The 19615-nt window shown below is 61.0% G+C and carries 21 protein-coding genes; 7 read left to right on the forward strand and 14 right to left on the reverse strand.

Going from position 1 to position 19615, the window contains the following annotated elements; translation table 11 throughout:
* Positions 1–117: 117 nt before the first annotated feature.
* The gene (locus tag C4Q27_RS17420) at positions 118–537 is read left to right on the forward strand and encodes a response regulator (protein WP_104887118.1); all 420 of its coding nucleotides are present in this window, start codon (positions 118–120) and stop codon (positions 535–537) included.
* Between the two features lie 79 nt (positions 538–616).
* Positions 617–898 carry a DUF3509 domain-containing protein gene (locus tag C4Q27_RS17425; protein WP_003252163.1) on the forward strand — a complete coding sequence of 94 codons (282 nt, stop codon included), beginning with the start codon at positions 617–619 and terminating at the stop codon, positions 896–898.
* Between the two features lie 187 nt (positions 899–1085).
* On the opposite strand, the gene C4Q27_RS17430 is transcribed toward C4Q27_RS17425, so the two are convergent.
* Together C4Q27_RS17430 and C4Q27_RS17435 are read right to left on the reverse strand one after the other, a co-directional pair.
* The gene (locus C4Q27_RS17430; RefSeq protein WP_012053583.1) at positions 1086–1961 is read right to left on the reverse strand and encodes a TIGR02285 family protein; all 876 of its coding nucleotides are present in this window, start codon (positions 1959–1961) and stop codon (positions 1086–1088) included.
* Positions 1962–1981: 20 nt separating this feature from the next.
* The gene (locus C4Q27_RS17435; RefSeq protein ID WP_010952569.1) at positions 1982–3181 is read right to left on the reverse strand and encodes a CaiB/BaiF CoA-transferase family protein; all 1200 of its coding nucleotides are present in this window, start codon (positions 3179–3181) and stop codon (positions 1982–1984) included.
* A 130-nt stretch (positions 3182–3311) separates the two neighbouring features.
* Here C4Q27_RS17435 and C4Q27_RS17440 point away from each other — a divergent pair, with 130 nt between their 5' ends.
* Both C4Q27_RS17440 and recJ read left to right on the forward strand, forming a co-directional pair.
* Positions 3312–3854 (forward strand): YaeQ family protein, encoded by a 543-nt coding sequence (locus C4Q27_RS17440; RefSeq protein WP_003252169.1) that lies wholly within the window; start codon positions 3312–3314, stop codon positions 3852–3854.
* An 8-nt stretch (positions 3855–3862) separates the two neighbouring features.
* A complete protein-coding gene (gene recJ, locus C4Q27_RS17445) occupies positions 3863–5572 on the forward strand; it encodes a single-stranded-DNA-specific exonuclease RecJ (protein WP_104887119.1) in 1710 nt (569 codons plus the stop codon).
* Between the two features lie 92 nt (positions 5573–5664).
* Here recJ and C4Q27_RS17450 read toward each other — a convergent pair whose 3' ends face one another.
* From C4Q27_RS17450 to C4Q27_RS17470, 5 genes are all read right to left on the reverse strand, one after another.
* Positions 5665–6207 (reverse strand): hypothetical protein, encoded by a 543-nt coding sequence (locus C4Q27_RS17450; protein ID WP_104887120.1) that lies wholly within the window; start codon positions 6205–6207, stop codon positions 5665–5667.
* 622 nt (positions 6208–6829) lie between these two features.
* Positions 6830–7168 carry a hypothetical protein gene (locus C4Q27_RS29830; protein WP_256599626.1) on the reverse strand — a complete coding sequence of 113 codons (339 nt, stop codon included), beginning with the start codon at positions 7166–7168 and terminating at the stop codon, positions 6830–6832.
* Positions 7165–7758 carry a 2OG-Fe(II) oxygenase gene (locus C4Q27_RS29445; RefSeq protein WP_177410009.1) on the reverse strand — a complete coding sequence of 198 codons (594 nt, stop codon included), beginning with the start codon at positions 7756–7758 and terminating at the stop codon, positions 7165–7167. Before C4Q27_RS29445 ends, C4Q27_RS29830 begins: the two co-directional genes overlap by 4 nt.
* 296 nt (positions 7759–8054) lie before the next feature.
* Positions 8055–8333 (reverse strand): DUF3077 domain-containing protein, encoded by a 279-nt coding sequence (locus C4Q27_RS17465; protein WP_047604476.1) that lies wholly within the window; start codon positions 8331–8333, stop codon positions 8055–8057.
* Between the two features lie 158 nt (positions 8334–8491).
* Positions 8492–8686 (reverse strand): hypothetical protein, encoded by a 195-nt coding sequence (locus tag C4Q27_RS17470; RefSeq protein ID WP_256599628.1) that lies wholly within the window; start codon positions 8684–8686, stop codon positions 8492–8494.
* Between the two features lie 870 nt (positions 8687–9556).
* Between C4Q27_RS17470 and C4Q27_RS17480 the strand changes: the two genes are divergently transcribed.
* Positions 9557–10663 (forward strand): NADH:flavin oxidoreductase/NADH oxidase, encoded by a 1107-nt coding sequence (locus C4Q27_RS17480; RefSeq protein ID WP_104887121.1) that lies wholly within the window; start codon positions 9557–9559, stop codon positions 10661–10663.
* 62 nt (positions 10664–10725) lie between these two features.
* Here the strand turns inward: C4Q27_RS17480 and C4Q27_RS17485 are convergent, their stop codons facing one another.
* The 7 genes from C4Q27_RS17485 to ydcS all read right to left on the reverse strand — a co-directional run bounded on the left by C4Q27_RS17485 (position 10726) and on the right by ydcS (position 16920).
* A complete protein-coding gene (locus C4Q27_RS17485) occupies positions 10726–11058 on the reverse strand; it encodes a type II toxin-antitoxin system HicB family antitoxin (protein ID WP_003252175.1) in 333 nt (110 codons plus the stop codon).
* Positions 11055–11309, reverse strand: a complete 255-nt coding sequence (locus C4Q27_RS17490) for a type II toxin-antitoxin system HicA family toxin (RefSeq protein WP_104887122.1) — start codon at positions 11307–11309, stop codon at positions 11055–11057. The genes C4Q27_RS17485 and C4Q27_RS17490 overlap by 4 nt, the downstream gene beginning before the upstream one ends.
* Before the next feature lie 128 nt (positions 11310–11437).
* On the reverse strand, positions 11438–12862 hold the full coding sequence (locus C4Q27_RS17495) for a gamma-aminobutyraldehyde dehydrogenase (RefSeq protein ID WP_064490847.1): 1425 nt from the start codon (positions 12860–12862) through the stop codon (positions 11438–11440).
* A 17-nt stretch (positions 12863–12879) separates the two neighbouring features.
* A complete protein-coding gene (locus tag C4Q27_RS17500) occupies positions 12880–13686 on the reverse strand; it encodes an ABC transporter permease (RefSeq protein WP_003252179.1) in 807 nt (268 codons plus the stop codon).
* Positions 13676–14587, reverse strand: a complete 912-nt coding sequence (locus C4Q27_RS17505; RefSeq protein WP_003252181.1) for an ABC transporter permease — start codon at positions 14585–14587, stop codon at positions 13676–13678. Before C4Q27_RS17505 ends, C4Q27_RS17500 begins: the two co-directional genes overlap by 11 nt.
* Position 14588: 1 nt before the next feature.
* Positions 14589–15620, reverse strand: coding sequence for an ABC transporter ATP-binding protein (locus C4Q27_RS17510; RefSeq protein WP_064490848.1), 1032 nt, complete (start codon positions 15618–15620; stop codon positions 14589–14591).
* Positions 15621–15768: 148 nt separating this feature from the next.
* Entirely contained in the window at positions 15769–16920 is a 1152-nt protein-coding gene (ydcS, locus tag C4Q27_RS17515) for a putative ABC transporter substrate-binding protein YdcS (RefSeq protein WP_064490849.1), read from the reverse strand.
* Positions 16921–17136: 216 nt separating this feature from the next.
* Here ydcS and C4Q27_RS17520 point away from each other — a divergent pair, with 216 nt between their 5' ends.
* Together C4Q27_RS17520 and C4Q27_RS17525 are read left to right on the forward strand one after the other, a co-directional pair.
* Entirely contained in the window at positions 17137–17817 is a 681-nt protein-coding gene (locus tag C4Q27_RS17520; protein ID WP_104887123.1) for a tellurite resistance TerB family protein, read from the forward strand.
* A gap of 170 nt (positions 17818–17987) precedes the next feature.
* A complete protein-coding gene (locus C4Q27_RS17525) occupies positions 17988–19610 on the forward strand; it encodes a methyl-accepting chemotaxis protein (RefSeq protein ID WP_064491444.1) in 1623 nt (540 codons plus the stop codon).
* Positions 19611–19615: the final 5 nt, after the last annotated feature.

A 19615-nucleotide genomic window follows, 5' to 3' on the forward strand; every position in this document is an offset into this window, starting at 1 on the left:
GGGGCTGCAGAGCAGCCCCAACGTCTCAGCCTTTTCCCTCAGGTCTATCAGAAACATCCTATTCGGTCCGCCGAGCACCCCGCATAAATTAGCCGGTCCTCCCAACAGGAGCGGCTCATGCACCAGCCCTATGTGTTGATCCACCAGGCTCGCCCGTCCCACCAGATCCTCTTGCACCAGGCGCTTAACGGCCAAGGCGTCTTCAACGTGCGCATCAGCGAGAGCATCGCTGACCTCGACGCCTGCCTCTGTGCTGAGCGTCGCCCCGACCTGCTGATCCTCGACCACGCCATGCCAGCCCGGGCCGGCCTTGCTCTGTTCGCCCAGCCGCAGCGAGCGCGCGCATTGCTGTTCGTCGGCCAGCCTGCCCCAACGCGTCAAAACCTTGCCCAAGAGGCCAGGAAGCGCGGCATGTGGGTGCTCGACGAGTTGCCCTGGCCGCTGTCGATGCCACGCCTGCAGCAGGCCTTGCAAACACTGCAGGTGCGCCCAGGGAGGCGTATTCAAACTGTCATGCCAGCCCCGCATGCTCACTGAAGCGGGCGCGGTTTGACGAACTTTCTGCGGCGCCTGCTGGTCAGTTACTTTAGGTCCCACCACGCAGCGAGTGATCCGGATGGAAAGAATCTGCAGCCTGCTCAACGAAGCCCTGACGCCCTATCAGACCCACCTCGGCATCGCCGATCCCAGTGGTAATCGCCAACTGACCGTTCACGACCCTCTCTCAGGTATTACCTTGCGGCGCACGGTTAGCGAGCGCCAATTGCAGGAGCAACGCCTGCTGATCGACCTCGTGGACGGCCTGCACCGAGACCTGCAGATAGCTGAGGGGCGGTTGCAGCCGTGTGTCATCGCAGCATTGCAGCATCGCCAGCAACCGCAGGGAACCTTTGCCTGAGTGGTTTATCAGACAGTGTAAGGGCAGCCAGCCAGTGCTTTGCTCCGGCGCTGGCAAGGCCGTCACGGGAAGTCCTCAAGGGCTTTCGCTTGACCCCGGGCGTCTTCCCCAGCGCCTGGGGTTTCTTTTTCTGGGCAGGCACGTATCCCTCGGCTGCTCCTGCAACGACCGTGCAGACCGGTTAGGCTTATTTGTCCTCAAAGAAACGCCGGCTTTCCTCCAGATAGTCCTCCCGCAATGCCAGGTCCAGCCAGCGGGCATACAACCCTGGCAACACATCCCGGCGCAGGGTGGGCAGCAACTGGTCGATGTGGGCAACTGCCGCACGCCCCAATTCGCTGTCTGAACAGCCCACATGCAGAAACTGGTAGCGATTCACGCCCTGTACAGTATGAAACTGGTAGTCAGCCAGTGACCCGCCCTGTTGTTGGATCAGGTAGCGCACTTCAGGCCAGTAGCCGAGCACCAGGCGCAGGCGCCCCAACTGCTGCATCTGCAGCAGGTTGGCGGTGGCCTCGTTGCCGTAGTGGCGGCTGAGCGCGCTGTCGGGTAACTGGCGCAAGATGCTGTCAATCTGCGTGCCGTAGCTGCGTTCCGCGACAATCCCAAGCTTTAGCGGGGCCTTGCTCAGCAGGCCATGCAAGTCCACCTGCTGGCCGTCGAGGTAGGGTGCCACCAGCGCCTGGTTTTCCTTGCGCAACACCAGGCCGCCGCTGAGCACGCCCAGCGATGGAACAGAAAAATGCACATATTTGGCCCGTTCCGGTGTCCACAGCAGGGTTGGGTCGCAGGTGAAGGTGTCACGGTCTTGCAGCATCTGCAGGCTGCGGGCGCGGTTGACCCGCACGATGCTGTGTTCGTACTCGGGCATTTGCCTTATCAGCAGCGGTAACAACTGGTCGATGACCCCCCGGCCTTCTTCCGGGCCATCAAAAATGGTGAACGGTGGCAGGTCGCGTACCAGCCAGAAGAGGTGCTCCTTGGCATGTGCGGGCTGCAACAGCAACGCAGGTAGCAGCCCGCAGAGCAGGACCAGGTGGCGTAGGCAGCGGGGCGCGCACATGGAACCGGTCAGCGCCAGGATCAGACCGTGCCCGCTGCGCGCAGGCTGGCGATGGCCGCTGCGTCGTAGCCCAGGCTGCCGAGCAGCGCCTCGGTATGCTCGCCCAAGGCCGGGCCGACCCATTCGCTAGAGCCGGGAGTCTCCGACAGCTTGGGCACGATGCCGGGCATGTGGAATGGCTTGCCATCCGGCAACTTGGCCTGCAGGAACATCTCGCGTGCCAGGTACTGGGGGTCGTTGAACATGTCTTCGGCCGAATAGATACGGCTGGCCGGCACTTCGGCAGTGGTCAGCACCTGCATCAGTTGCTCCAGTGGGAGGCTGTTGGCCCAGCGGTCGATTACCCCATACAACTCGTCACGACGCAGGTCGCGGCCGTCGTTGCTGGCCAGGGTCGGGTCGTTGGCGAGGTCATCGCGACCGATGGCCTGCATGAAGCGCTTGAAGATCGCATCACCGTTGGCGCCGATCTGTACATGCTTGCCGTCGGCGCTTGTGTGGATGGAGGAGGGCGTGATGCCTGGCATGATGTTGCCGGTGCGTTCGCGGATGAAACCGAACACATCGAATTCCGGGACCATGCTCTCCATCATGGCAAAGATCGCCTCGTACAGGGCCACGTCCACCACCTGGCCCTGGCCGCCATTGACTTCCCGGTGGCGCAGCGCCATCAGCGCGCCGATCACCCCCCACAGGGCGGCAATCGAGTCACCGATGGAAATCCCCGTGCGCACTGGCGGGCGGTCATCGAAACCGGTGATGTAGCGCAGGCCGCCCATCGACTCGCCTACGGCACCGAAGCCTGGCTGGTCTTTCATCGGCCCGGTCTGGCCAAAGCCCGACAGGCGCACCATCACCAGGCGCGGGTTCAGCGCATGCAGCACATCCCACCCCAAACCGAGTTTTTCCAGCACGCCCGGGCGAAAGTTTTCGATCAGGATGTCGGCCTCGGCCAGCAGGCGCTTGAGGATATCGCGGCCCTCGGGGTGCTTGAGGTTGAGGGTGAGCGACTGCTTGTTGCGGGCCTGCACGAACCACCACAGCGAGGTGCCCTCGTACAGCTTGCGCCACTTGCGCAGCGGGTCGCCGCCATCGGGGGATTCGACCTTGACCACTTCGGCGCCGAATTCGGCACAGATACGCGAGGCGAACGGCCCTGCGATCAGGGTACCGAGTTCGACAACTTTAAGGCCGGCGAGGGGTTTGCTGGGCGTCGACATGGGGTGTCCGTGGCAGTTGGGCAGAGCCGTGGTTTTATCACACGTCGGTTTCGCCGGGTACTGCTGCGGGGCATGGAGGGTGCGGATGGGTTAGACTGTGCCACTTTCTTTTGCACGAAGCCCGTCGACCATGGCCCAGCCGTCCACCACCTACAAGTTCGAATTGAATCTCACCGACCTTGATCGCAACGTCTACGAAAGCGTCAAACAGACTATCGCTCGGCACCCTTCGGAAACCGAAGAGCGCATGGCCGTTCGTTTGTTGGCGTACGCGCTCTGGTACAACGAGAACTTGTCGTTTGGCCGCGGCCTGTCGGATGTCGATGAGCCAGCGTTGTGGGAAAAGAGCCTGGACGATCGCGTGCTGCACTGGATTGAAGTTGGCCAGCCCGATGCCGATCGCCTGACCTGGTGCTCGCGTCGTACCGAACGCACCAGCTTGCTGGCTTACGGCAGCCTGCGAGTGTGGGAGGGTAAAGTGGTGAGCGCGGTCAAGAACCTGAAAAACCTGAGCATTGCCGCTGTGCCGCAAGAGGTGCTGGAAACCCTGGCGACCGACATGCCGCGTAGCATCAAGTGGGACGTGATGATCAGTGAAGGTACGGTATTCGTGACTGACGACCGTGGCCAGCATGAAGTCCAACTGCAGTGGCTGCTCGGTGAGCGTGGTTGAAGCAACCCATGCGTATCGAACCTCGCCCGCTGCCGCCGACCCTGCCATTTCTGGGTAACCTGCCACCCTTGCTGACCCGCCTTTACGCCGCGCGCGGCGTGCAGAGCGAGGCCGAGCTGGACAAAAGCCTGGCACGCCTGCTGCCGTACCAGCAGCTCAAGGGCATCGAGGCCGGTGTGGACCTGCTGGTCGAAGCCATCGACCAGCGCCAGCGCATCCTCATCGTCGGCGACTTCGATGCCGACGGTGCCACCGCCAGCACCGTCGGGGTGCTGGGCCTGCGCCTGCTGGGTGCGGCCCATGTCGATTACCTGGTACCCAACCGCTTCGAGTATGGCTACGGCCTGACCCCGGAAATCGTCGAGGTGGCGCTGCAGCGCCAGCCGCAGTTGCTGATTACCGTGGACAACGGCATTTCCAGTGTTGATGGGGTGGCAGCCGCCAAGGCCGCCGGGCTCAAGGTGCTGGTCACCGACCATCACCTGCCGGGCGCGCAGTTACCCGACGCTGATGCCATCATCAACCCTAACCAGCCGGGCTGCAGCTTTCCGAGCAAGTCACTGGCCGGGGTAGGGGTGATCTTCTATGTGTTGATGGCCCTGCGCGCTCGCTTGCGCAGCCTTGGGCGCTACGAGGCGCAGCCACAGCCGAACATTGGCGAGCTGCTCGATCTGGTGGCGCTGGGCAGTGTTGCTGACGTGGTGCCGCTGGATGCCAACAACCGCATCCTGGTGCACCAAGGCCTCGAGCGCATCCGCGCCGGCCGAGCCCGACCGGGGCTGAAGGCCATTCTCGAAGTGGCCCGCCGTGATCACCGGCGCATCACCTCGACCGACCTCGGTTTCATCCTCGGCCCGCGGTTGAACGCCGCAGGGCGGCTGGACGACATGAGCCTGGGTATCGAATGCCTGCTGTGCGAAGACGCGGCGCTGGCCCAGGACATGGCCCAGCAGCTGGACGACCTGAACCAGGACCGCAAGTCCATCGAGCAGGGCATGCAGCGCGAAGCCCTGGCCCAACTCAAGGACCTGCCGGTCGAGTCGATGCCGTATGGGTTGTGCCTGTTCGATGCCGACTGGCACCAGGGCGTGATCGGTATTCTGGCTTCGCGCTTGAAGGAGCGTTACCACCGGCCGACCATCGCCTTCGCCGATGCTGGTGATGGCATGCTCAAAGGCTCGGCGCGTTCGGTGCCGGGCTTCCATATTCGCGATGCGCTGGATGCCGTGGCGGCGCGCCATCCGCAGTTGATCAGCAAGTTCGGCGGCCACGCCATGGCGGCAGGGTTATCGTTGCCCGAGGCCAATTTCCCGGCATTTGCCGAGGCGTTCGATGAAGAGGTGCGGCGTCAACTGCGCGAAGAAGACCTGACCGGCCGGCTGTTATCCGACGGTAGCCTGGCGGTCGAGGAATTCCACCTCGACCTGGCCAAGGCCCTGCGCCACGCCGGGCCTTGGGGCCAGCACTTCCCGGAGCCGCTGTTCCATGGCGTGTTCCAGTTGGTGGAGCAGCGTGTGGTTGGCGAACGGCACCTGAAAGTGGTGCTCAAGAGCGAATGTGGCTCGGTGCGGCTGGATGGCATTGCCTTCGGCATTGACCGCGAAGTGTGGCCAAACCCGACGGTGCGCTGGGTGGAGTTGGCGTACAAGCTGGATGTGAACGAGTTTCGCGGTAATGAGAGTGTGCAGTTGATGATTGCGCATATGGAGCCGCGCTGAGTTTAGCGTCAGGTGCCTGCCTTGGATCTTGCGCTGGGGCACAAATCGAGCGCCGTCCGCGCGGCGCTCGATCTCCCAGGTGCTGCTCAGGTTCAGTTGCACTCCTTTCTGGGGCGGTAGTAGATCGCCGCTGCCGCAATCAAGATGCTGATGCCGATAAATGAGAAAATGATAACTGCTAGTGTGGTCTCCCGGTTTCTTACATTGGTGACATGTGCCGCCATTGCAGAATCATAAAGAAACATTCCATTAGGAGCGATTAAGCGCTGAGCCGTTGCAGCGCTTTTAGAGGTTGCTATGTCAACAAAGAGTGGCGTATTTAGGTCCAGGTTCGCTGCATCATAGTATATTTTGTCTGCATAAAGATGAGCGTTGTGGTGCTTTCCATTTGAAGTTTTAAACTTGATGCTGAACGTATAAAGAGATTTGTCGCTATCCCAGGTTTCAGGCTTGGAGGTGAGAAAGGCTGGAACTCGCGACCATAACTCTTCATTGGTGTTTTTGTGTTCGCGCCACATGAATGTGAAGCTGGTGCCTAGGGTGAGATTTATAAGTCCGCCTATTAATAGCGCTTTGGCTTGTTTGTGAGGCGGGAGTTCACGTATGAGTTTTAGCGATTGCTGCCAGATATTCATATCGGCCCGTTACGGCGTGGAGGGTTTTACAGGTTGGCTAGAAGTACTGATCCTGCTGCGCGCTGCTACAGCATATGTAGTTATCTTGATTGTCCTGGTTGTCGTCAATAGGTACGGTAATTGATGGTGCTTGGTCGGGTGACTTTATACCATCTATACTTTCTATGCTTATAGTCAGTGTTGCGTCAGGGGCAGATATGTCAGGGGTAGATGTCACCGCTACTGAGTTGCTGCTGGAGTTTCCGCTAAGGGGAGGCGGTTGCGTTGAATTGAAAGTCTCGCTCCCTGTTGGGGCGGTGTGAGCCTGGCTGCTATCTGGAAAACTTAGTGGTTCGGTGCCTAGGGATATTTCTGAAGAGTCAGAGTTCCAGTTAACGGTTGTGATCATTCCCTGGTGGGTGGAAAGTATCTGGTCAGGTGAAGCGAGTGTGAAGTCAGGCGCAATCCGTGGCGCGGTAAAACCAGTAAGGTCACCTTGACTCAGCAGGCTGGTAAAGAGTGGAGCCATCTTGTCGTAAGCTGCTTTAGCCAGGTCAGAATTGAAGATGCTATAGAGTGTGGCGGTTACGCCCACGACTGTGGCCCCTCCAGCAATTAAAGGTGCTCCGGCCAGAATGGCGAACTAGGCCACGATGCCTGCGACGTTGCTTGCCAAACTTATGACATCTCCGCTCTTAATTTCCGCGCCCTCTTTGAGGTCTGCCGCGACTTTCAGGAAGGTCACGGTGCCAGAAAGGGTATTGGTAACAATGTTAATGAAGGGTACAGCACCTATCGGGAGGTGAGTGACGGAGACTACTGAGGCTATCGCCGTAGTTGTCTGTGCTGTTTGGATGACTAGTGAAAATCCGGTTTTATCTGTGTTGAATTGGTCGTGGATTGCTGCTGCTCCCCCAGTTTGATTGATGGGTTTTGCCGTTTTATCTATTACTGCTACTATCAGTTCGGCGCGTGTGCTCATTGTTTAATATCCTTATTCATGGTCTTGAAAGCGATAGTGATTCGCAATTTGTCGCAGTCAACGGTGGGCGCTCTGGCTCTGTGCGGTATGTGTCCGTCGAAAATCGCTATGCGTCCCGGCTTTGGTTGTATGGCAGCGATGGTGTCATTCTTCTGCTGATCGAATAGAATCAGTTCGCCGCCCCATGTGGTTTCCCACTGGGCATTGCAGAAGAGGACTGCGGTTTTTCCTGGTTCAATTGATTTGTTATCTCTATGAATAGGACTGTCTTGGCCGAAAGTCTGGCCGTTTGCGTAAACACCCAGCAGCAAACAGTCACGCATGTGAGCAAGCTGCGTGCGCCTCCAAATATCAAGTAGAAAGCCCCAATGGCTGTCGCTGGCCAGTTCATGCTCGCAGCACTCCAGTGAAGTACGTTTGCTACCGGCTATGAAGATGTGCCAGCAAGGACGTGCGAGGGGAATTGTATTAATGGGCCAGCCATATCTCCATATTGCACCCGAAAATGAATTTGTGAGTAAATTTTGCTCGTGTTCAGTAATGAACTTATCTAATACTTTCGGTTTTTCTGTAAAGGGGGTATCCGTCATTGACTCAACTCGCGAGCGTGGAGGTCGGGTTTGTGCTAACTGCGTGATTGGCTTCATTGGTCGCCGTGACGTGGTGGACAATAGTATTTGAGAGGCAGAACAGCGATAGGAGGAGGGAGATGTTGCTTGAGAAGAATTTCCCAAGAGAACGTAGAACTTTAAGTAATAGGCTGTAGGATTTTTCTAAGATGCCCGGTAGGCCGGGTGGAAAGGGTTGTCGTGGGTGGTACTACCCTAGCGCTTAAAGGGCGGTCGACTTTTGCTGATTACAGTCAGACCGCGGAATGAAGGAGGTTTCAGTCACCCAACGGTTTATGCGTCATGCCCAGCTCGGCATCATCCATCAGTGCCTTGGCCATGGCACTCAGGTAATGGGATGCCCAGATCATCATCGGTTTTTCATCCATCAGACCGATGATGGTCAGCTCTCTTACATAGCCCATCAACTCCGATGCCTGCTCGCGGGCATCCCGGCAGGGAATGCCTGGCTCGATGCGGAACAGGGGATGGGTCTGGTGTTCGCCTTGGAAGAAGGTGGTTTTGCCGACAGTGAATTGGGTGTCGTCTGTGGTCATCGATTCCTCTCCTGAAATTTCCTGATTGCCTGTTCTGGCCTCTTCGCGGCGGTTCGACGCCTCGATGAACCCGCTCCCACAGGTCAGGCGCAAGCCTTGGAGCCTGTGATGACCCTGTGGGAGCGGGTTCACACGCGAAGAGGCCAGCAAATCTAACCTCAATGAAGGCTGGTACTCCGCTCCAAGGCGAGTGACAGCGCATCCGCCTGACCCCAGGCAATCTGCATGGCACGCAGCCCATTCACCAGCGATTCCCGGGTGCGGTCATCTTCGATGGCATCGAGGGTTCGGTGGCAATGGTTATAGGCGAGCATCAGGTAATGGGTGATCTTCACCACATGATCGATGGGCACGATGCCATCGCTGACGGCGTTGGTGAGGGTCTTGTCGGAGGGAAGGTCGAAATGATGGGGTGGGTCGGGGGACGATCTTTTTCATAGCAATTCCTTGAAGATTTAAGGAGTTGCCACCGCCGTTTCCACACGAAGGGCGGCAACTGTACACGGGGTGGAAAACCGGTCTTCAAGGAACCCCGGTAGGCCATACGGCCTCCCGTGTACAGCTGCCATTACGACAGGCACTTGAAGATTGACCGGGTTTCCACACCCGCATCGCTGATGCTTTCAGCGACACGAAAAGCCTAAAGGGCGGTGTTTCCAGGAACAATCAGACGCGAGTCGACAGGGTCTGTAGGATATTTTCCTCAGCTAGGCATCGCCAGCTCATATGTGTAGGAAACGTCTGATACATGCGTCGGACCATTCAGAAATCCCGGGGCCGTACTAAGGCCATTAAGTGCCTGCCTTGATTCTTGCAGGAGCGCCGCCCGCGCGGCGCATCGCGGATAAATCCGCTCCTACAGTTTGTTTCGGGCCAGTCACTCCTGTGAGGCCACCGCTGTTCGCCTTGTTTGTTCCCTTCGATATCGAGGTGGGCACCACTGCTTTTCATCGGTCTTCAGCCATGCATCAAGGCGGTCCCTGTTGGCGGCACAGGAGTGATTGGCCCGAAACAGATGTGGGAGCGGATTTATCCGCGATGCGCCGCGCGGGCGGCGCTCGATCTCACAGGCGCTGCAAACCTTTCGGCGAACCCCTCGCCATCCCACAGAACCTTCCCCCCCACCAATCTGGTCTAGTCTCATTAATGACCGGCACCGGGCCAGGGATGTGCACTTGAGTGTCCGGGCCGGATCACCATTGGAGTCCTTGGGAGGTGCCCTCATGAGCCTGCTGCTCGAGCCTTACACCCTGCGTCAGCTGACCTTGCCCAACCGCATCGCCGTGTCACCAATGTGCCAGTATTCAGCCGTCGATGGCTTGGCCAACGACTGGCATCTCGTCCATTTAGGCAGCCGTGCCGTCGGTGGCGCCGGCCTGGTAATCACTGAAGCCGTGGCGGTGACCGCCGATGGCCGGATCACCGCCGAAGACCTGGGCCTGTGGGACGACGCCCAGATAGCGCCGTTGCAGCGCATCACCCGCTTCATCAGTGCCCAGGGGGCCGTGCCTGGCATCCAGCTGGCTCACGCCGGGCGCAAAGCCAGTACCTACCGCCCGTGGCTTGGCAAACCAGGCAGCGTCAAACTGGAGGAGGGCGGCTGGCAGCCGGTGGGGCCATCGAGGATCGCCTTCGATCCGCAGCACACGCCTCCACGCGAGCTGAGCCAGGACGAGATCCAGGATGTAATCGCCGCTTTCGTCGCCTCGACCGAACGCGCCTTGAAGGCTGGATTCAAGGTGGTGGAAATCCATGCTGCCCATGGCTACCTGCTGCACCAGTTCCTGTCACCGCTGAGCAACCAGCGCCGTGATCAATATGGCAGTTCCTTCGAAAACCGTATCCGCCTGACCCTGGAGGTGGTCGAGGCCGTGCGCAAAACCTGGCCTGCCGAATTGCCGCTGTTCGTGCGGGTATCGGCTACCGATTGGGTAGAGGACGGCTGGAACCCGGATGAAACCGTCGAACTGGCACGCCGCCTGCGGAGTTTGGGCGTGGATCTGATCGATGTTTCTTCTGGTGGCACCTCGGTCAACGCCGAGATCCCCACCGGCCCCGGCTACCAGACCCGCTTTGCCGAGCGCGTGCGCAAGGAATCGGAAATCGCCACCGGCACCGTGGGCATGATCACCGAACCGGCCCAGGCCGAGCACATCCTGCGCACCGGCCAGGCCGATATCATCTTCCTCGCCCGCGAACTGTTGCGCGACCCGTACTGGCCACTGCATGCCGACGACGACCTGGGCGGCAACAAGGCCACCTGGCCTGCGCAATACCAGCGTGCGACCAGCCGCGCCAACCCGATTCACGAGTCGGATTTGCGCGACTGACCCATGACGGCCCCTGCAGGAGCAGCCGTGTCTCGCGAAAGGGCCGCAAAGCGGCCCAGGGTTCAGCTATAGGCAGCCTTGCTGAGAATATCGCTTACCCATTGGTTGATGCTTTTTTCGGCCAGCTCCGCCTTGGCCGCCACACTGGCGTGAAGGGTAGGCTCAAGGCGTAGGCTGAGCTTGCCGGAATACGTTTTCTGCGGTTCCCGCCCAAGGCGTTCGCAAGTCTCAAGATAATCGTCAACGGCTTCTTCAAATGCCTGGCGCAACTCACTGATCGATTCGCCATGAAAACCTATCACGTCGCGAATACCGGCGACATGGCCGATCAACAACTGGTCTTCGTCGCTGTATTCGATACGAGCGGCGTATCCGCGGTAAGTCATTACATTCATGGTAATACTCCTGCCTGCTCAATGAACTGGCGGGCGTCTCTTGGTTGATTGGGCTTGGCGTGCCTGTCCGGATGAGGGCGGTGGAAGGTTGCCACTGCTCCATTGAGTTCAAAGCGAACCCGTGATCCTCTTCCTTCTATGACCCTGGCACCCAGCGATACCAGCAGAGACTCCACCCGCGCCCACTCCAGTGTTCTGGGAACCGGCCTTTTAAGTAATGCTTCAAGTGTGGCTTGCTGATGATTATTCATGGTATCAGATTATGATACCAGTCAAGAGAGCTCAATGAACGTGCAGTAGGAGGGAGTAGATCACGGTTGAAGGAAAATTCTGAGACGTTGGCCGAGGGGCATTCAAGCCCCTCGGTCAACGCGAGCACTTAGTGCTTGATCATCACATGCCGCACACAGGTGTAGTCCTCCAGCCCATACATCGACATGTCCTTGCCATACCCCGAATGCTTCTGCCCGCCATGGGGCATTTCGCTGACCAGCATGAAGTGGGTATTCACCCAGGTGCAGCCATACTGCAAGCGCGCCGCCAGGCGGTGGGCGCGGCCGGTGTCGCGGGTCCATACCGATGAGGCCAGGCCGTAGTTGGAGTCGTTGGCCCATTCCAGTGCCTGCGCTTCATCGGTGAAGCGGGTGACCGAAACCACCGGGCCAAAAACTTCGTTGCGCACGATCTCGTCGTCCTGCAGGGCGTCGGCCAGCACGGTAGGCTCGAAGAAAAAGCCATCGCCCGCTATTGGCTTGCCACCGGTTACCAGACGAATGTGCGGCTGGGCGATGGCCCGCTGAACCAACCCGGCGACCTTGTCGCGGTGCTGGGCGCTGATCAGTGGCCCCAGCTCGGTTTCTTCGGATTCCTGCAGGCCCGGCTTGAGGCTGGCTACGGCTTTACCCAGGCGTTCGACGAAGCGCTCGTAGATCCCGTCCTGCACATACAGGCGGCAGGCTGCGGTGCAGTCCTGGCCAGCGTTGTAGAAGCCGAAGGTGCGGATGCCGTCGATGGCGGCATCGATGTCAGCGTCATCGAACACCAGCACCGGCGCCTTGCCGCCCAGCTCCATGTGCATGCGTTTCACGCTGTCGGCGGTGGCGCTGATGATGTGCGCGCCGGTGGGGATCGAGCCGGTCAGCGACACCATGCGCACCTTGGGGTGGGTTATCAACGGGTTGCCGACCGTCTGGCCGCGGCCGAAGAGAATGTTCAGCACCCCGGGTGGTAGCAGGTCCTGGGCCAGTTCGCCCAGGCGCAGGGCCGTCAGCGGCGTCAGCTCGGACGGCTTTATCACCACGGTGTTGCCGGCAGCCAGGGCCGGTGCGATCTTCCAGGCCAGCATCATCAGCGGGTAGTTCCACGGCGCGATGGAAGCCACCACGCCCAACGGGTCGCGGCGGATCATCGAGGTGTGGCCCGGCAGGTACTCGCCAGCCGCCGAGCCGCCCAGGCAGCGCGCAGCACCGGCAAAGTAACGGAACACATCGGCAATCGCCGGGATCTCGTCGTTGAGTGCAGCGCTCAGGGGCTTGCCGCAGTTCTGTGATTCCAGCCGGGCCAGTTCATCGCCATGGGCTTCGATGGCATCGGCCAGCGCCAGCAAAGCCTGCGAACGTTCTTTAGGGCTGGTTTGCGACCAGCTGTCGAAGGCCTGGTCGGCAGCGCGCACGGCACTGTCCACCTGCGCCTCGGTGGCTTCGTTGATCTGCGCCAGGGCAATGCCCAGCGCCGGGTTGAGCACGGTCCAGGCCGGGCCTTGGCCAGCGACCAGCTGGCCATTGATCAGCATCTGCGTTTGCATCGGGGGCTCCTCCAGGGTCATTTGCCACCGCCCGCGACGCTGTCGCCGCCACGGGTCAGGTAATAGGCGCCAAGAATCGGCAGCATGGTCACCAGCATCACCAGCATGGCGACAACGTTGGTCACGGGCACGTCGCGCGGGCGGCTGAGCTGGTTGAGCAGCCAGATCGGCAGGGTGCGCTCGTGGCCGGCGGTGAACGTGGTGACGATGATTTCATCGAACGACAAGGCAAAGGCCAGCATGCCGCCCGCCAGCAGCGCCGAGCCGAGGTTGGGCAGGACGATGTAGCGGAAGGTCTGCCAACCGTCGGCGCCAAGGTCCATCGAGGCTTCGATCAGGCTTTGCGAGGTACGCCGCAGGCGGGCGATCACATTGTTGTAGACGATCACCACGCAGAACGTGGCGTGGCCGACTACGATGGTGAACACCCCGGGCTCTATCCCCAGCGTCTTGAACGCCGAGAGCAGGGCGATGCCGGTGATGATGCCTGGCAGGGCGATGGGCAGGATCAGCACCAGCGAAATGCTCTCCTTGCCGAAGAAGCTGCGCCGATAGAGCGCCGCCGAGGCCAGCGTACCGAGCACCAGTGCGATCAAGGTGGCCAGGCAAGCCACCTGCAGCGACAGCTTGATTGCCTCGAGCACATCGGGCCGGGCGAAGGCCACGTCGATCCACTTCAGGGTAAAGCCCTTGGGCGGAAAGCTGAACGCCGCGTCTTCGGTGTTGAAGGCGTACAGGAAGATGATCAGGATCGGGAAGTGCAGGAACAGCAACCCGCCCCAGGCCGCCAGGCGCAGCCCTGCAGACGCTTTTTCAGAGTGCATCGAAAGCCCCCAGGCGTTTGACGATGGCCAGGTATACCGCGATCAGCACGATGGGCACCAAGGTGAACGCGGCGGCCATCGGCATGTTGCCGATCGCCCCTTGCTGGGCATAGACCATGCTGCCGATGAAGTAGCCGGGCGGGCCGACCAGCTGCGGCACGATGAAGTCGCCCAGGGTGAGCGAGAAGGTGAAGATCGAGCCGGCGGCGATGCCGGGGATCGACAGCGGCAGGATCACCTGCACGAAGGTTTGCCCTGGCCGGGCGCCCAGGTCCGCCGACGCCTGCAGCAGCGACGGTGGCAAGCGCTCCAGCGAGGCCTGGATCGGCAGGATCATGAACGGCAGCCAGATATACACGAACACCAGGAAGCGCCCCAGGTGCGAAGTCGACAGCGTGCTGCCGCCCACGCCCGGCACGGCCAGCACCGCCTGCAGCAGGCCATCCAGGTGCAACTGCTGGACGAACCACTGGGCCACGCCGCCCTTGGCCAGCAGCAGGGTCCAGGCATAGGTCTTGACGATGTAGCTGGCCCACATCGGCATCATCACCGCGATGTAGAAAAACGCCTTGGTCTTGCCGCTGGTGTAGCGCGCCATGTAATAGGCGATGGGGAAGGCCAGTACCGCGCTGGCCAGCGACACTGCCACCGCCATGCCCAGGGTGCGCAGGATGATGTCGAAGTTCGACGGGTTGAACAGCGCGGCGAAGTTGCCCAGGGTCAGGTCCGGGGTCACCGCCATGGTGAAGTCGTCGAAGGTATAGAAGCCCTGCCACAGCAGGTTCAGCAGCGAGCCCAGGTAAATCGCGCCGAACCAGGTCAGTGGCGGGATCAACAGCAGTGCCAGGTACAGGTTGGGGCGCCGGTACAGCAGGTTGGACAGGGCGCGCAGTGTGCTCATGTCAGCGGCCCTCGGTTTCCTGCAGCACCGTCATGGCCTCGCGGGGCCAGTGCGCCTGCAGGCGTTGCCCGGGCTGCCAGGCCTGCACCTGCTTCTGCCAGCGGTCATTGGCCTGGCTTACTGCCAGCAGTTGACCGTTGTCCAGCTGCAGTTCGTAGCGGGTGGCGCTGCCTTGGTACTGGACATCGTGCAGCACGCCGCTGACCTGTACCTCATGGCTGGTCACTACCGGGTCGCCCAGGCGAATGTGCTCGGGACGGATGGAGAAGGGCGCCGGGCTGCCGTTGAGCTGCATGGCCAGCTCGCCCCGCACCACGTTGGACGTGCCGACGAATTCAGCGACGAAGGTTGTGCTGGGCTTCATGTACAGGTTGCGCGGGGTGTCGACCTGTTCGATACGGCCGCGGTTGAACACCGCGACCCGGTCAGACATCGACAGTGCTTCGGTCTGGTCGTGGGTGACGAAGATGAAGGTGATGCCCAGTTGGCGTTGCAGCTTTTTCAGCTCGCCTTGCATCTGTTCGCGCAATTTCAGGTCCAGCGCGCCCAGTGGCTCATCCAGCAGCAGCACCCGCGGCCGGTTGACCAACGCCCGGGCCAGGGCCACGCGCTGACGCTGGCCGCCAGACAGCTGTGCCGGCTTGCGCGCGCCATAGCCGGCCAGGGCTACCATGGCCAGGGCTTCTTCGGCGCGGCTGTGGCGTTCGGCCTTGCCCACGCCTTTTACTTTCAGGCCATAGGCGATGTTGTCCAGCACGTTCATGTGCGGGAACAGCGCATAGTCCTGGAACACGGTGTTGACGTCACGTTGGTAGGGCGGCAGGCCAGCGGCCTCGACCCCTTGGATGCGGATCGAACCGCTGGAGGGTTGCTCGAAGCCTGCGATCAGGCGCAGGCAGGTGGTCTTGCCCGAGCCGGAAGGGCCGAGCATGGAAAAGAACTCGCCATCGATGATGTCGATGCTGACCTGGTCGACGGCCTTGACCTCGCCGAAGGTGCGGGAAACCTGGGTGAACTGGACGGCTAGGGGCATGCGTGGACTCCGGACAACAAGGGTTCTCCTGTGCCGGCCTCTTCGCGGGTGAACCCGCTCCTACAGGGCGCGCCACCCTTGCAGGCGGTGAAGAACCTGGGGGAGCGGGCTTGCCCGGGAAAAGGCCGGTACAGGCATTCAGGCAACCTCAGCGACCACCCATGATCGCAATGTAGTCCTGGGTCCAGCGGCTGTAAGGCACGAACTTGCCCCCTTGGGCCTGCGGTGTTTTCCAGAAGGCAATCTTGTCGAAGTTGTCGAAGCCGTTGGTCTTGCAGCCCTCGGCCCCCAGCAGCTCGCTGCCGGTGCACGCCGCCGGCACAGCCGGCAACGAGCCGAACCAGGCCGCCACATCGCCTTGCACCTTAGGTTGCAACGACCAGTCCATCCACTTGTAGGCGCAATTGGGGTGCTTGGCCTCGGCGTGCAGCATGGTGGTGTCGGCCCAGCCGGTCGCGCCCTCCTTGGGGATGGTCGAGGCCACTGGCTGGTTCTCGGCCTTGAGGCCATTGACCATGTAGCCCCAGGAGCTGGAGGCAACCACGCCTTCGTTTTTCACGTCGCTCATCTGGACCGTGGCGTCATGCCAATAGCGGTGGATCAGCGGTTGCTGCTGGCGCAGCAGTTCCAGCACAGCCTTGTATTGTGCCTCGTTCAGTTCGTACGGGTCCTTGATGCCCAGTTCGGGCCTGGCCGACTTCAGGTACAGCGCTGCATCGGCGATGTAGATCGGCCCGTCATAGGCTTGCACGCGGCCCTTGTTCGGCTTGCCGTCGGGCAGGTTCTGCGGCTCGAACACCACGCTCCAGCTGGTGGGCGCCTGCTTGAAGGTGTCGGTGTTGTACAGCAGCACGTTTGGCCCCCACTGGTACGGCGTGCCGTACACCTGCTTGTCGACCACATACCAGCTACCGTTCTGCAGGCGCGGGTCGATGCTCTTCCAGTTGGGGATCAAGGCGGTGTTGATCGGCTGTACGCGCTTGCCTGCAATCAGCCGCAGCGATGCATCGCCCGAGGCGGTGACCAGGTCATAGCCGCCCTTGGTCATCAGACTGACCATCTCGTCCGAGGTGGCGGCCGTTTTCACGCTGACCTTGCAGCCGGTTTCCTTTTCGAAACCGGTCACCCAGTCGTAGGTCTTGTCGCTTTCACCGCGTTCGATGTAGCCGGGCCAGGCGACGATGTCCAGGCGCCCCTCGCCGGCCCCCAGGGCCTTGGGCGCTTCGGCGGCCTGCAGGCTGGCGCCGGCCAGCATGGCGCAGGTGGTGGCGCCGAGCAATGCGTTCTTGTGCACTGACATGGTGTTCCCTCTTCTTGGCGATCTTGTTCGGGCAGTCATGAGGCAAGCAGTGAAGCAATCGTTATAAGCGTAGTGCGTGAGTGCGAGGTATTGGCGATATCGAGTCTAGTTGGCTTTTTGCCAGCTAACGCAACATCCTGAAGCAAATCCCTGCATGGCGTGTGCTCCGTCAAGCCTTACTCTGGCGTTTGAATCTTCTTACGTGGAGACACGCGAATGAACACCCGTGGCTTGCTCGATCAACTCCTCAAATCCGGCCAGCAACTGCTCGAAAAGCAGGGGGGCGCCACCAAGCCTGGCAGCCCTTCGGGCGGGTTGGGCGGGTTGTTGTCCGGGGCAGGGGGCGGCCTGCTGGGTGGGGGCGCTCTGGGCCTGTTGCTGGGTAGCAAGAAGGCCCGCAAATACGGTGGCAAGGCCCTGACATACGGCGGCCTCGCCGCGCTGGGGGTACTGGCCTATAAAGCTTACGGCAACTGGCAGGCAAACCAGCGGGGGGCCGTAGCCGAGCCTCAAACCATCGACCGCCTGCCGCCGGCCCAGGCCGAGCAGCACAGCCAGGCGGTACTGCGCGCCCTGGTGGCGGCGGCCAAGTCCGATGGGCATATCGACGAGCGCGAGCGGGCGCTGATCGAGGGCGAATTCACGCGCCTGGACAGCGACCGCGAATTGCAGCACTGGCTGCATGCCGAGCTGAACAAGCCGCTGGACCCGGCCGAAGTGGCCCGCGCTGCGCAAACGCCGGAGATGGCTGCCGAGATGTACCTGGCCAGCGTGATGATGGTCGATCAGGAAAACTTCATGGAGCGTGCCTACCTGGACGAGCTGGCCCGCCAGCTGCGGCTGGACCCGGGCTTGCGTCAGGAACTGGAAAGCCAGGTGCGGTTGGCTGCAGCGTAGTGGCGGTGCTTGCCACGGCCTATTGAGCGCCTGTGAGATCGAGCGCCGCCCGCGCGGCGCTCGGTCTCACAGGCGCAAAATTCCTGACGACAATCACATCAATACCGTAAGACCTCTGGGCTATACTTCGGCGATTTTTCCCGCTCGTTGTGAATTCCTGAGGGCTGAATGTGAAGAACTGGACCTTGCGCCAACGGATCCTGGCAAGTTTCGCCGTGATCATCGCCATCATGCTGCTGATGATCGTGGCCGCCTACTCGCGGTTGGTGACTATCGAAACCGCCGAAGAGGCGGTGGGGACCGACAGCATTCCCGGCGTCTACTACAGCTCGATGATCCGCAGCGCCTGGGTCGACAGCTACGTCACCAGCCAGCAACTGGTGGGCCTGTCCAACCATCGTGAAATCACATCGGCCGACCTGGAACTGTTCAGAAGCTTCGATAACCGGCTGAAGCAATACATGGCCAGCTACCAGGCCACCATCCAGGACAAAGACGACCAAACCCGATTTGACAGCTTCGTGCAACTGGAAGAAAGCTACCTCAAGATCGTCAACCAGGTGCTGGATGCCTACGGTCAGCGCAACTACGACGAGGCCCAACGGCTGATCAACGAAGTCCTCACCCCGGCCTGGAAGGATGGGCGCGAGCACCTGAATGAAGTGATCGAGAATAATCGTGCCTCTGCCAATGCCGCCACCGACGATATCGTCAACGCGGTCAACACGGCCAAGGGCAGCATGGTGGTCTCACTGTTGCTGGCAATCGTTGCTGCCGGCATCTGCGGCCTGCTGCTGCTGCGTGCTATCACAGCGCCCATGCAGCGTATCGTGCATGCCCTCGACAAGCTGCGTTCCGGTGACCTGAGCATGCGCCTGAGCCTGGATCGCAAGGACGAATTCGGTGCCATCGAAAGCGGCTTCAACGAAATGGCCGAGGCACTGGCCAACCTGGTGGCCCAGGCCCAACGCTCGTCGGTGCAGGTGACCACTTCGGTCACCGAAATTGCCGCCACCTCCAAGCAGCAGCAGGCCACCGCCACCGAGACGGCCGCCACTACCACTGAAATCGGCGCCACCTCGCGGGAAATCGCCGCGACTTCGCGGGACCTGGTGCGCACCATGACCGAAGTGACTACGGCTGCTGATCAGGCATCCAGTCTGGCAGGTTCAGGGCAGCAGGGCCTGGCACGCATGGAAGAGACCATGCACCAGGTGATGGGCGCTGCCGACCTGGTCAATGCCAAGCTCGGTATCCTCAACGAGAAGGCCAGCAACATCACCCAGATGGTGGTAACCATCGTCAAGGTTGCCGACCAGACCAATCTGCTGTCGCTCAACGCCGCCATCGAAGCGGAAAAGGCCGGTGAATATGGCCGCGGCTTTGCCGTGGTCGCGACCGAAGTGCGCCGCCTGGCCGACCAGACCGCCGTGGCCACCTACGACATCGAGCAAATGGTGCGCGAGATCCAGTCGGCAGTGTCGGCCGGTGTCATGGGGATGGACAAGTTCTCCGAAGAAGTGCGCCGCGGCATGTTCGAGGTGCAGCAGGTGGGCGAGCAACTGAGCCAGATCATTCACCAGGTGCAGGCCTTGGCGCCGCGCGTATTGATGGTCAACGAAGGCATGCAGGCCCAGGCCACCGGTGCTGAGCAGATCAACCAGGCGCTGGCCCAGCTCAGCGATGCCAGCACCCAGACTGTCGAGTCGCTGCGCCAGGCCAGCTATGCCATCGACGAGCTGAGCCAGGTGGCCGCGGGCCTGCGTGGCGGCGTGTCGCGCTTCAAAGTCTGACCGCG

The organism is Pseudomonas sp. SWI36, assembly GCF_002948105.1.
Lineage (GTDB): Bacteria > Pseudomonadota > Gammaproteobacteria > Pseudomonadales > Pseudomonadaceae > Aquipseudomonas > Aquipseudomonas alloputida.

Bases quoted from the DNA above. Each gene is read 5' to 3' on its own strand.
- C4Q27_RS17420 (WP_104887118.1), top strand. From the start codon at position 118: ATGCACCAGCCCTATGTGTTGATCCACCAGGCTCGCCCGTCCCACCAG.
- C4Q27_RS17425 (WP_003252163.1), top strand. From the start codon at position 617: ATGGAAAGAATCTGCAGCCTGCTCAACGAAGCCCTGACGCCCTATCAG.
- C4Q27_RS17430 (WP_012053583.1), bottom strand. From the start codon at position 1,961: ATGTGCGCGCCCCGCTGCCTACGCCACCTGGTCCTGCTCTGCGGGCTG.
- C4Q27_RS17435 (WP_010952569.1), bottom strand. From the start codon at position 3,181: ATGTCGACGCCCAGCAAACCCCTCGCCGGCCTTAAAGTTGTCGAACTC.
- C4Q27_RS17440 (WP_003252169.1), top strand. From the start codon at position 3,312: ATGGCCCAGCCGTCCACCACCTACAAGTTCGAATTGAATCTCACCGAC.
- recJ (WP_104887119.1), top strand. From the start codon at position 3,863: ATGCGTATCGAACCTCGCCCGCTGCCGCCGACCCTGCCATTTCTGGGT.
- C4Q27_RS17450 (WP_104887120.1), bottom strand. From the start codon at position 6,207: ATGAATATCTGGCAGCAATCGCTAAAACTCATACGTGAACTCCCGCCT.
- C4Q27_RS29830 (WP_256599626.1), bottom strand. From the start codon at position 7,168: ATGAGCACACGCGCCGAACTGATAGTAGCAGTAATAGATAAAACGGCA.
- C4Q27_RS29445 (WP_177410009.1), bottom strand. From the start codon at position 7,758: ATGACGGATACCCCCTTTACAGAAAAACCGAAAGTATTAGATAAGTTC.
- C4Q27_RS17465 (WP_047604476.1), bottom strand. From the start codon at position 8,333: ATGACCACAGACGACACCCAATTCACTGTCGGCAAAACCACCTTCTTC.
- C4Q27_RS17480 (WP_104887121.1), top strand. From the start codon at position 9,557: ATGAGCCTGCTGCTCGAGCCTTACACCCTGCGTCAGCTGACCTTGCCC.
- C4Q27_RS17485 (WP_003252175.1), bottom strand. From the start codon at position 11,058: ATGAATGTAATGACTTACCGCGGATACGCCGCTCGTATCGAATACAGC.
- C4Q27_RS17490 (WP_104887122.1), bottom strand. From the start codon at position 11,309: ATGAATAATCATCAGCAAGCCACACTTGAAGCATTACTTAAAAGGCCG.
- C4Q27_RS17495 (WP_064490847.1), bottom strand. From the start codon at position 12,862: ATGCAAACGCAGATGCTGATCAATGGCCAGCTGGTCGCTGGCCAAGGC.
- C4Q27_RS17500 (WP_003252179.1), bottom strand. From the start codon at position 13,686: ATGCACTCTGAAAAAGCGTCTGCAGGGCTGCGCCTGGCGGCCTGGGGC.
- C4Q27_RS17505 (WP_003252181.1), bottom strand. From the start codon at position 14,587: ATGAGCACACTGCGCGCCCTGTCCAACCTGCTGTACCGGCGCCCCAAC.
- C4Q27_RS17510 (WP_064490848.1), bottom strand. From the start codon at position 15,620: ATGCCCCTAGCCGTCCAGTTCACCCAGGTTTCCCGCACCTTCGGCGAG.
- ydcS (WP_064490849.1), bottom strand. From the start codon at position 16,920: ATGTCAGTGCACAAGAACGCATTGCTCGGCGCCACCACCTGCGCCATG.
- C4Q27_RS17520 (WP_104887123.1), top strand. From the start codon at position 17,137: ATGAACACCCGTGGCTTGCTCGATCAACTCCTCAAATCCGGCCAGCAA.